The sequence below is a fragment of the Shinella sp. CPCC 101442 genome (assembly GCF_024704725.1).
Taxonomy (GTDB): domain Bacteria; phylum Pseudomonadota; class Alphaproteobacteria; order Rhizobiales; family Rhizobiaceae; genus Shinella.
In genome coordinates, this window is sequence record NZ_JALIQS010000010.1 from 77,607 (window position 1) to 88,651 (window position 11,045).

9 protein-coding genes are annotated in these 11,045 nt (G+C 61.0%); 4 read left to right on the top strand and 5 right to left on the bottom strand.

Annotation, left to right across the window (positions count from 1 at the left end):
• Positions 1 to 190: 190 nt before the first annotated feature.
• The 3 genes from wecC to MUO32_RS25665 are packed head-to-tail and all read right to left on the bottom strand — an operon-like array spanning position 191 to position 3,549.
• Positions 191 to 1,447 carry a UDP-N-acetyl-D-mannosamine dehydrogenase gene (gene wecC, locus MUO32_RS25655; protein ID WP_257951214.1) on the bottom strand — a complete coding sequence of 419 codons (1,257 nt, stop codon included), beginning with the start codon at positions 1,445 to 1,447 and terminating at the stop codon, positions 191 to 193.
• Entirely contained in the window at positions 1,444 to 2,265 is an 822-nt protein-coding gene (locus MUO32_RS25660) for a WecB/TagA/CpsF family glycosyltransferase (protein ID WP_257951215.1), read from the bottom strand. The genes wecC and MUO32_RS25660 overlap by 4 nt, the downstream gene beginning before the upstream one ends.
• An 18-nt stretch (positions 2,266 to 2,283) precedes the next feature.
• Positions 2,284 to 3,549: a hypothetical protein gene (locus MUO32_RS25665; RefSeq protein WP_257951216.1), complete on the bottom strand. Its 1,266-nt coding sequence runs from the start codon at positions 3,547 to 3,549 to the stop codon at positions 2,284 to 2,286.
• 341 nt (positions 3,550 to 3,890) lie between these two features.
• Between MUO32_RS25665 and MUO32_RS25670 the strand changes: the two genes are divergently transcribed.
• Positions 3,891 to 4,844: a glycosyltransferase family 2 protein gene (locus MUO32_RS25670; RefSeq protein WP_308311338.1), complete on the top strand. Its 954-nt coding sequence runs from the start codon at positions 3,891 to 3,893 to the stop codon at positions 4,842 to 4,844.
• Here the strand turns inward: MUO32_RS25670 and MUO32_RS25675 are convergent.
• Positions 4,835 to 5,932, bottom strand: coding sequence for a glycosyltransferase family 4 protein (locus MUO32_RS25675; RefSeq protein WP_257951217.1), 1,098 nt, complete (start codon positions 5,930 to 5,932; stop codon positions 4,835 to 4,837). The two genes, MUO32_RS25670 and MUO32_RS25675, sit on opposite strands and share 10 nt — an antisense overlap.
• Positions 5,933 to 5,941: 9 nt before the next feature.
• Between MUO32_RS25675 and MUO32_RS25680 the strand changes: the two genes are divergently transcribed.
• The 3 genes from MUO32_RS25680 to MUO32_RS25690 all read left to right on the top strand — a co-directional run bounded on the left by MUO32_RS25680 (position 5,942) and on the right by MUO32_RS25690 (position 9,603).
• Positions 5,942 to 7,234: a glycosyltransferase family 2 protein gene (locus MUO32_RS25680; RefSeq protein WP_257951218.1), complete on the top strand. Its 1,293-nt coding sequence runs from the start codon at positions 5,942 to 5,944 to the stop codon at positions 7,232 to 7,234.
• A 1-nt stretch (position 7,235) separates the two neighbouring features.
• Positions 7,236 to 8,009 (top strand): right-handed parallel beta-helix repeat-containing protein, encoded by a 774-nt coding sequence (locus tag MUO32_RS25685; protein WP_257951219.1) that lies wholly within the window; start codon positions 7,236 to 7,238, stop codon positions 8,007 to 8,009.
• 130 nt (positions 8,010 to 8,139) lie between these two features.
• Positions 8,140 to 9,603 carry an O-antigen ligase gene (locus MUO32_RS25690; RefSeq protein WP_257951220.1) on the top strand — a complete coding sequence of 488 codons (1,464 nt, stop codon included), beginning with the start codon at positions 8,140 to 8,142 and terminating at the stop codon, positions 9,601 to 9,603.
• Here MUO32_RS25690 and MUO32_RS25695 read toward each other — a convergent pair.
• Entirely contained in the window at positions 9,541 to 10,794 is a 1,254-nt protein-coding gene (locus MUO32_RS25695) for a glycosyltransferase (protein WP_257951221.1), read from the bottom strand. The two genes, MUO32_RS25690 and MUO32_RS25695, sit on opposite strands and share 63 nt — an antisense overlap.
• Positions 10,795 to 11,045 lie beyond the last annotated feature (251 nt).

Genomic DNA, 11,045 nt, shown 5'->3' on the forward strand with positions numbered 1-11,045 from the left:
TTGCTGGCAGCCCCAGGGGGCAAGTGGATGAAACAGCCAGCTCCTTCGCCCGCGAGTATCGTGTCCGCGGGCGGCTGGGATGATTTGCCCATCATCAATGCTGAGAATGTTGCAAATTGAATCCGCCCCTCGCGGAACTGGCGCAGCCGAGGCAGTATATGATCCGCCCCTTTGAGTCAGTGCTGCGGGATTATCGCCAGACGCCGCGCGTGTCGTAGACGATCTTGCCGCCCAGTCTCGTATGGCGGATTGCGCGGAAGGGATCATGTTCAACGAGCAGTACGACGATGTCGGCACGCTCGACGGCGTCGTAGGCGGTTTCGAGCCGGATGTTGGTGTATCCGGCAAGCTGCTTCGGCATCTTCTCCACGTAGGGATCGACCGCCAGAACCTCCACGTCCGGCAATGCTTTGGCGATAAGACCGACGACGTCGATCGCCGGGCTTTCACGCACGTCGTCTACATTTGCCTTGAACGTCAGACCGAGGCAGGCGATCGTCGGGGAGTGGAAGCGCTTCGCCTTCATCACGACCTGCTCGGCCACATGATGGGGTCGCTGGTCGTTGACCTCGCGCGCCGTCCTGATCAGTTTGGCAAGGCCGGGCGCGGCGGAGACGATGAACCATGGGTCGACGGGAATGCAATGTCCTCCCACACCCGGCCCGGGGCTTAGAATGTTGACGCGGGGATGCCGGTTGGCAAGCCGCAGAACTTCCCAGACGTCAATATGCAGCGCCTCGCTGATCAGCGAGAGTTCGTTGGCAAAGGCGATGTTGACGTCGCGATAGGCATTCTCGACCAGCTTGGCCAATTCCGCACTCGCCGCGTCGGTCAGCAGGATTTCGCCCTGGGCGAAGAGACGGTAGATCGACGCCGCCTTCTCGGCGCAGTGCGGCGTCAAGCCGCCGACGACACGGTCGTTGGTTATGATCTCGATCATGATCCGGCCGGGTAGGACGCGTTCCGGGCAGTGCGCTATAAAGATCTCGGCACCATTCTCACCGTCTCGCGGCATTTTGAGATCGGGCCGCACGGCCGCGATCCAGGCACTGACCATCTCCGTCGTTCCGGGAGGCGAGGTCGATTCGAGCACCACGATATTACCCGGTTTCAGGCGAGGCGCGATCTGCTCCGCCGCCGCCTTGACATAGGACAGGTCCGCCGTGTGGTCCTCGTTGAACGGTGTAGGCACTGCGATGATGAAAGCATCGGCTTCCGGCACTTCGCTCGTGGCAACGAGCCGACCCATCGCCACCGCACCGCTCACGCCAACCGCGAGGTCGGGCTCTACGAACGGCACTTCGCCGCGGCAGATCGCGGCGACGATATTGGGATTGATATCCACGCCAATGACATCGATCCCTCTGGTCGCGATCGCAACGGCCGTCGGAAGGCCAATGTATCCCAAGCCAAGAATCGCCAGCTTGCCCTTGAAAAGCTCACTCATGCACGGCGCTCCCCGGACATCGTTGCACGCCGCTCGAACTTCACGACGACCTGCTCGTCTTCGTGTTCGAACGGGCGCGTCGGGTTGACCATTTCCCGAGCGAGCAGGCGAAGAAAACTACTGTTGGTTGACAAGTACCGCCACCACAGGCGGCGGGGCTCCTGCAGGACGCGGTAGGCCCATTCCATGCCAAGTTTCTGCCAGAGCGGCGGCGCGCGCCGGGTCAATCCCGCGAGCACGTCGAAGGAACCTCCCACGCCGTGCAGAACGGGGACGCCGAGCGATGGACCATAGGTCGCCAGGAAAACTTCCTTCTTCGGGGATACCATGCCGAGAAACAGCATGTCCGCGCCACATTCGCGAATGTCGGACGCAATGCCTTCCGACTCTTCCGGCTGAAAGTAGCCGTGATGGCTGTAGGAGATAGTGAGATTGGGATAGCGAGCGCGGATTGCCGTTTCCATCGCCGTCAGGACCTCGGGCCTAGCGCCGAGGAGAGCCACGGAGCGGCGCTCAGCATCTGCAAGCGCAAGCAACCGTACGAAGAGATCGATGCCGGCGATGCGCTCGGGAAGCGGCCGGCCGAGCAGTTTACTCGCCCAGACGACGGCCTGGCCGTCGGCGACGATCATGTCGCATTCGATCAGGGAATTTCTCAGCATGGCGTTGCGGCGAAGATTGACGATCTTCGCCGCATTCAGCACGCCGACAAGCATTCGCTGGCGTGTTCGGATGGCCGTCCTGCACCGCTCGATGGCTTCTTCCATGCGCAAGGGATCCATATACATCCCGAACAGCAGCCGACGTTCGCCTGACATTAGAACCTCCCCAATCAATCAAGGGCGTGTGGAATTTGCTTTCCTTTTGTTCGCGAGCTTTGCGACCGTTCCGCCGCTGAGCCACGCGTAGAGCATCAGGCCGAATTCATAGGGCCTGCATTCGCGGTCGATGCGGAGGGGCGGAAACAGCGCGTCGATGGCGGGCATCCGGAACCCCGCCCATATCGCCGTTCCCGCTGCCACTGCTTTGCGCACAAACTTGTTCGGCTCCCGCCGGGCAATCTTTCGCCAGACAACGCCTTTGTCGGGGACGATCAACGTGTCCGGCATTTCCGGATGGTTCTCCAGCCAGCAAAGGCCCTCGACGATGCAGCTTGAAAAGTCCCGTCCCCCTGCTTCCCGCAGTTCCAGAAGCGCCATGGGCGCCATCGCATGCTGGTGGACGCTATAGACCGGATACCCTTCGGCGACTGTCCCGTGGCGCACGTCGTAGTGCCACCACCATTGGCCGTTTTTGCCCTGTAGCGCACAGATGCGTTCGGCGCAGACTTCGGCGGCCGTCAGCGCTTCGACATCTCCGAGACTGGCATGCAGGCGGGAGAGGGCCTGGATCGGGTAGACCTGATCGGCAAAGCAGCCGATATGCGAGCGCAGTCGACCGCTCGCGGAAGCAGGTATCATGTGTCCGAACAGCGGCGATCCCAAGCGTGCGGAGAAGAGGCCGGCCCTTGCGGCGTCAATCAGCACGGAGGTATCGGCAAGCTCGCGAGCCGCCAGTGCGGCACTAAGGCACCAGGCGCATTCCACCGTCGAGACCGTCGAGCCCGATGCCAGATGCTTGGAAAGCGCCGTGTAAAGCGGGGCAGCGTAGACACCCGTCACTTCGGCGATTGCCCAGGCCGTCAGGGCGATCGCTCCGATGTCGGAAGATTGCTCGGAGCGTGCGGCCGCCCGTTTGAGGAGCTCGCCAATCGTGCCGCCATCAAGAGCCTGCCTCTGCGTTTCTGTCTCGGTATTCGCGAGACCGAGCGCGGTCATGGCGGTGTAGCGAAGGTTGACGCCCTCAAGCCTCTCCGTCCATCCGTCCCTTGTCTCGATCGCTCGCAGCGTATGTGCGAAGAGGGCGCCATCATACATTCTTGGCAGGCCGCGCTCTGCAATCGCAAGCAGCCTGTCGACCAGGGCGCGCGATGAAGGAGAAACGGTAGCGAGCACGGCCAGCCGGTCTCGTGGCAGTTGCCGCCCCTCATCCGACCGGGAGGCTGTGGCGGCTTCGAACGCGGCGCGAATCTGCGATTGCGATTTGGCAATTTCGTTCGACATGGAGGCTTTCACCAACGGTGACGGCATCGGATTGCCTTGGTTTCCTGGTTGACGGCATTAATCGGCACGACTGAAAAGCGATGCCGACCCCTGTCCATTCGTCACCTAAGCTACGAAGTCCCGGCGTTTAATCTACCGCTCTCAAAGGTTGACGAAAGATCGTTGGAGGGCTGGAAACGCATGCCGGATCGTCCGAAGGGCTTAGGGCGGGTAGGGGGCGGCGTAATACAATTCGATTAGGTGCCCGACTTCATCGCGTGTGTCTTACGTCTCTCGGCAGTCTTTCGGCGCGGTTGTATTCAGACAATTCTGGGCTCGTTGAAACGAGCGGGCGCAGCGCAATGGATACGTCGTCGAAAGCCATGAATGAGAACACGCTGGCGGGATTGCACGAGGGGACGCGCCTTGCCATCGTGGTGGTCACCTACAACAGCGCCGAGGTGATCGGCGGCCTGCTCAATTCCCTGCCATCAGGGCTGACCGGGCTTGGCGACACGGAAGTCGTCATCGTCGACAACAATTCCAGGGATACCTCGGTCGAAATTGCCGCGTCCCATCCCGTGGGCGTGCGCATCATCCAGACAGGTCGGAACGCGGGCTATGCGGCAGCGATCAACGCAGCCGACGCCTCGATCGACGCGGAGAAAAATCTCCTCATTCTCAATCCGGATATTCGCCTTGAGCCCGGCTGCGCCCTGACCCTCATGGAACAGTTGCGGGACCCGGCCATCGGATTGGCGGTGCCGCAGCTGCTTCATGAGGACGGAAGCACCGCGCATTCGTTGCGCAGGGAGCCGTCGCTGATCACCTCATGGTCGGACTCGCTTCTGGGAACCAGCCTGGCGGGGCGGCTGGGTCTCGGCGAGATTGTGAAGGACGAGGGGATGTATCGCTCAGGCGGTCCGGTTGACTGGGCAAGCGGCGCAGCCCTGGCGATTTCCGCGCGTGCGCGCAAAGCCGTCGGCAAATGGGATGAAACCTTCTTCCTCTACAGCGAGGAGGTCGACTATATGGAGAGGGTCCGCCGCTGCGGCCTGAAAGTCGCTTTTCAACCGGCTGCGCGCGCCATTCACATCGGTGGTGAATATCATGGCAATACCGGTCTTTCAGCGCTGATGACCTCCAATCGCATCCACTACTATGGACGGCATCATGGCGCGGCGGCGACGTTCCTGTTTCGCCTGGGTATCATCACCGGGGAAGTGATGCGGTACGGACTGGGGCCGGGCCACCGCGCCGCGCTGTCCGCCGCGCTTCGGCCCCACCTCGAATATCGGGCGGCGCTTCAGCGCTGACCGGCCAGATCCGCATAGATCGCGTCCACCCTGTCGAGCTTGGATGACCAAAGGGCGGTCTTACCGACATGTTCATAGGCGGCCCGTCCCATCCGGTCGCGCAGGCCCGCGTCCGCCACCAGCCTCGCAATGGCAGCCGCGAGATCGCTTGCGAGCTTTTCGGGTGTCGATACGGAAAGCTTCATGGCGCAGAGATCCGATGTCGCGCTGCCCGGCCCGCCGCGGTTGACGACGATCAGGGGAAGCGAAAATCCCATCGCCTCGAGCGCCACGTTGCCGCCGGGCTCCTGATAGCTCGGGAAGGTGAAGATATCAGCCGCGCGATAGAACGTTGCCACGTTCTCCCTGGATTGCCACCCGTGCAGGTGCACGCGGCCCTCCAGTCCCAGGGAGGCGATCAGTGCTTCGCATGGCGCCCGCTCCGGACCTTCGCCGACAATGTCGAGTTCGACCGGCAGGTCCGGGATGAGCGACAGGGCACGGACCAGGTCGCGCACCCCCTTGGTCCGCACGAGGCGCCCGACGAACAGCAGCTTGACCGGCCCCTGCCGGCCAACCCTGCCGATCCTCTCAGGAAGGCCGTCAAGACCGGTCTCGCTCATGACCTGGAACCGCTTCAAGGGAACTCCCGCAAGGATATCCTTCACATAATCTGCAATGCCGAGCACACAGTCAGCCCTCTCGAAGGACGCGCGCAGCCATGGATCCCAGTTCAGGCGGTGGCGATCCAGCGCCCGCAACTTGGTGAACCAAGGGCTCGACGTGTCGTCGGCGGCAAAACCTTGAGGGGATGAAAGGCTGCCGCCTACCGGGCCGATCAGCAAAGGCAAGGCGAAACCGGCTGCCGGGGAGGGGTATCGCATCGCGACGGGCACAGGCTGATGCACCAGGTCGAACCGCTCCCCGCTTGCCAACGCTTGCGCGATCCAACGGCGCGCGCGCATGTAGAATGGCAGATATGCAGGCTTCATGAGGCTGTTTAGACGCTCGGCCTTGCCAAGCAAGGGAGGTTCTTGCCACTCGACCACGCGCACCGCCGGAAGCTGCTCGGCGGCCGGTCTCGCGCCGCGCTTGTGATAGGTCAGCAAGGTGACGTCATGTCGTTCCGCCAGCCGGCGGGCCCATTGGAACGCTACCCATGCCTCTCCGACATCGTCTCCGTTGCAGGTCGGCGCGATCAGCAAGACTTTGGCCAAATCCCCACGCTCCACAAACCGTCGCGGTCCGTTTCCGCAACGGAATTATCGGGAATGCGGAAACGGCGGCAATGTCGCCTTTGGGAGGGGATCGGCGGCAGGCATTCAGAGGATACGCAATACTGTGCCTGTTGCGACCCTATCGAACCTACACCAAAGGATGGCGCCATACCCCGTTTTGCCGGTCTTTCCACCGTTGCGGCGATCTGCGTAGATGATTTGCAACACGCGGCATGCCTCGCGGAGGCCTCGATGAAACCCGATATTTCGGTCATCCTACCGACCTATAACAGAATAACAACGCTTGCCGCGGCGATGACCAGCGTGCTCGGCCAGTCCTATGGCGATCTGGAACTCATCGTCGTCGATGACGCCTCCAGTGACGACGTCGAAGCGGTGGTCACCGGGTTTTCCGATGCGCGAATACGCTACATCCGGCGCGACAAAAACGGGGGGGCGGCCGCGGCACGCAACACGGGGCTCTCTGCAGCACGGGGCCGGCTCATTGCCTTTCAGGACAGCGACGACCTCTGGCTGCCCGGAAAGCTTGAAAGGCAGCTTGCGTTCTTTGATACGCTTTCCGATCACGTGCGCGTCGTCATCGGTGGCAAGATCGTCTATGGCCGCGATCCGGATTTTCGCTACGGGGCCGGCAAGGTCGCGCATGCGCCGGCGCCCGAAAGCAGATTGCGTATCGACGAGGATCAGCTCGGTCACATTCTCGCCGAAAACAGAATAAGCGTACAGAATTGCCTCTTCCGGCGTGATTGCATGCCGAATCTCGACTGGTTCGACGAAAGTCTGCGGGCGAACGAGGATTGGGAATTCGCCGTACGCCTGGTCCAGCACACGACGGTTTTCGAAGATATCGAGCCGGTCGTGCTGGGGTTCATTTCGGCTGACAGCATCTCGTCCAATCGGCGGCGGCAATTGAAGGGCGAGTTCAGGATCCTGCGGAAGAACAGCCGGGTTCTCGCCTCGCGGCGGCTGGATCGTTCGCGCCTGCGCATCGGGATTGCGATCGGTCTCTATCATTCCGGAAAGAAACGCTCGGCAATGCGCTTCCTGCTTGCGGGGCTTAAGGACCGCCCAGCCAATGTCGTGTCAGTGGCCCGCTCGCTCGTTCGTCGACTGGGCCGCGCGCTATTGAACACCGCCACTCTCGCTTCGCTTCAACCTCATTCCGAACGATAAAATGCACATCCTCCGGATACTGGCGGTTTTCGGCCTGATCCTGCTTTCCATGGCAGCATCATTGATCGCGTCAGCGCAGGTAACGCTGGAGAAAACCGGATTGTCCGATCCGTCAAAGCTCATCGTGTTTCGTGGCACCTATTATGCAACTGTCGAGAATGCCACGGTCAGCAACATGGAAATCCGTGGGAATATCGTCATCGAAGCCAGCAACGTGACCATGAGGAACGTCCGGCTGGTCTCTGATGTGCCCTGGCATGCGCTGCGGGTGATGGAAGGCACGACAGGTTTCAGGCTGGAAGATAGCGAAATCAACGGGCTCGGACGAACGGTCAACGCCATCTATGGCTTCGGCACTTTCCTTCGCAACGATATCCATGGCGTTGAGAACGGCATCAATGTCGTTGCGCCATCGATAGTCCGCGGCAACTACATCCACGATCTCGGTGCCGGGCCCGATGGCCACTACGATGGCATCGAGATCAATGGCGGACACGATATCCAGATCGTTGGCAACCGCATCGTGAACGAACACGACCAGACGTCGGCAGTCATGATGAACAACGAGTTCAGCGGGCTCTCGCGCATCACGATAGAGAACAACGTTCTGTTCGGCGGCGGCTATACGATCTATCTCGACGGCCGCAAGGGCGGCGGCGACGTCGACGACACCTCGATCCGGATCACAGGCAACCAGATCGGCGGAGGGCGGTGGGGCGACTTTGCCTTCTATGACAGCCGCCCGACATTGAAGGACAACACTACCCGAAAATGACCCGCGGCTAATTCGTTAGGTGTATCCGGTCGGTGTCTATCGATCCGATTGCTAGGTTATAAATCGCGATAGGCGGGGATAGGTTGCTGGAACGTCGCGTCATATCTGTTCCACGAGGCAGCTGTCGGCCATGCGAGCCATCCCTTCCAGCGACGACCGGCTTCACACATTGGGAGGGGCGAATATCGCGGGCGGCCAAAGCCGACCGGTCAGCTCGAGCGGCGGCTCGCGGACCCGCGCGGCGCGCACGCCTGCCGATAGCCATTCGGCACAAGGGACGCGATCCCTGCCCGTCACGCTGTTCATTTTGTCGCTTTTCCTGCCCTTTCTTTTCAGTGTCGGCAGCCTGGAGCTAAGCCCTTTTCGTCTGGTGCTGCTCGCCAGCGTTTTGCCGTGCCTGTACAAATGGGCATCAGGTGGGGCAGGGCGGCTGCGATTTGCCGACTTCACGCTTCTCCTCTACTGCTTCTGGTGTTTCGTGAGCCTGTGCGCCGTTCATGGCGTCAGCCAGGGACTGCAGTCCGGCGGTATCCAGTTCATTGAAACAATGGGACCGTATCTTCTCGCACGGTGCTATATTCGATCGGCGGAAGACTACTATCGCGTGACGCGCCTCTTCTACCGCGTCATTTTGTTTCTGATGCCGTTTGCATTTTTCGAGGCGCTGACCGGCGAGAACATACTGCTCGACCTGATGCGCCATATGTTAACGACACATCCAAACCTGCATGATACCCGGTGGGGCCTTCGGCGTGTACAAAGCGTTGTGGAGCATCCGATCCTTTTCGGTGTGATTTGCGGTGCCATGCTGGGGCCGGTCTATTGTGTTCTCGGTTACGCAAAAACGGCTCCGAAACGCTACGCGAAGGCGGCGGTCATCGCGACGACGACGTTCCTCTCCATGTCGTCAGGTCCGATAAGCGGCCTTTTCGCGCAGATCGTTCTGATCGCCTGGGACAAGATACTCGTGCGTATCAAGGCACGGTGGAAGCTGCTTTGGGCAGGCCTCGGTGCGGGCTATGTCGTCGTCGCGACGATGTCGAACCAGAGCGTCTTCGAGTTCTTCATCACCCATTTTTCGTTCAGTCCCGAAAACGCCTACTATCGTGTGCTGATCTGGAATTTCGGAACCGGCTCCGTTATGAACCATCCCCTCTTCGGAACGACGATGATGGGCTGGGACCGGCCGGACTGGATGCCTCCCAGCATCGACATGTTCTGGCTGTACCAAGCCATAATCTACGGTATTCCAGCGGCAGCGTTGATGCTCCTCACCTTCCTGGCAATCTTTGTAGCGGTCGCCATCAGGAAGATTGACGATGTAAAACTGGCCGCCTATCGAATGGGTTTCCTCGCATCCCTGACGGGTTTCTTCCTCGTCGGCTGGACCGTCCACTTCTGGAATGCCACCTACGTTATATTCATCTTTTCCCTTGGCGCCGGGGTTTGGTTGCTGGATGTGAAGGGTGAGGAGAATGCCGAAGGGAAGACGACGCAACAGCGTCCGGCCCATGGCGCCATGGGGCGATCTTTACGCGCCGGTCTCAAGGCTGGGCGGCCATCGGCCCGACCCAGCGGCCGAAAGCAGGACTAGAGCCTGACGCTTCTTGCGGCGCTTTGCCAGAGGGTTGTGGTTGTCAAGCTCGACTGCCAAGGCCTGCAGGCCGGACAGGACGGCTTCTGACACACGTTTTCTGGCACTGTTGGCAAGGACCTCCCGGTAGATTTCAAGCTGAAGCTTCAGCGCCCGTTCAAGGCTGAAGCGTTCGACGACGATGCGGCGACCGTAGTCTGCGAGATGCAGCCGGAGATCGATGTCGAGCAGCAACCGTTCGATTTGTGCTGCAAGCCGAGCCGCGCCGGGCTCGTCGTCGGCTATTCCGTAGAAACCCTGGTCGAGGAACACGTCCAGTGTCGCGGGCTCGAAGACTTCCGAAAATGCCCGCTCTCCCTGCACGATCAACGGCCGGCCGATGGCAAGTGTCCTCAAGGCGGAGCTGCCCATCGCTACGACAAGGTCGGCGGCGGCATAGGCGCTTCTTGGATCGAGTTGCTGGCCGCAAAGGACGACCGCACGCCGCCCGAGACGCTGATTGACGGCTTCCGCTCGCTTGTCGAGTGCCGCCCGAGCGGGGCCGTCGCCGACAAGCGCCAGCACGATCCGGTGCTGTTGCCCGAGCATTTCCACCGCATCGATGGCCCGAACGAGCGAATCCAGCTTCAGATCGAGAGCGTGGCGAGACACGCTGACGACGAGAAACTCCTTGTCAGCAATGCCATGCGCCACCCGAAACGGCCTCCCGTCCAGCGATGGGTTGTCGCGGTCTACGTCGATCGGCGGTTCGATCACCCAGACGGGACCGGTCTGCCGCGCGCGGGCCTGTCGGCCGAGATCTTCGGTGCCCATGATGAGTGGCATCGAGGACGGCACTTGCCCGCTGACGGACATGCTCAGGACGGTACAGAGAATGGGAACGTCGAAAAGCAAGGATGCACCGTAATAGGCATCAAGGCACGGAGGCCATTCATAGGCATGGATGATATCTATCCGCTCCCGTCGTGCTATGCGCGCCAGCTCGGCGATACGTGACGGCGCAGGCCGATACTTGGTTGCGCTTGCAGGCAGGAAGCGCAGGCCCCGTTCGGCGATATAGCCGGTAAGCGGCCCTGGAACGCCATAGACGATGACGTGGTGCCCCGCAGCCTGCGCGCCGGCGGCCAGATCGATCGCGTTGATCTGGCTTCCGCCGACGGCGAGATCATGGGGATAGACGAGGATGCGCAATTGCCGCTTTCCCGGTTTGAGGCCGCTTTTGGTTCTTGTGTTCAAACTGCGGGGAAGGATTGCGCCGTGCAATCGCACCTTTCGGCGGGGCGGGCAAAATGGTGAACAACGCCACTACGCGAGGAACATCATGAAGGCTCAATCGGTGGCCTCGGCGTACACCCTAAGGTGTAACTCGTAAACCCTATTGTTCCCTTTACTCGAACGGCAAAAGGAAATGTCCTCAAAGCAGTTTGAAGCACGACCCGACA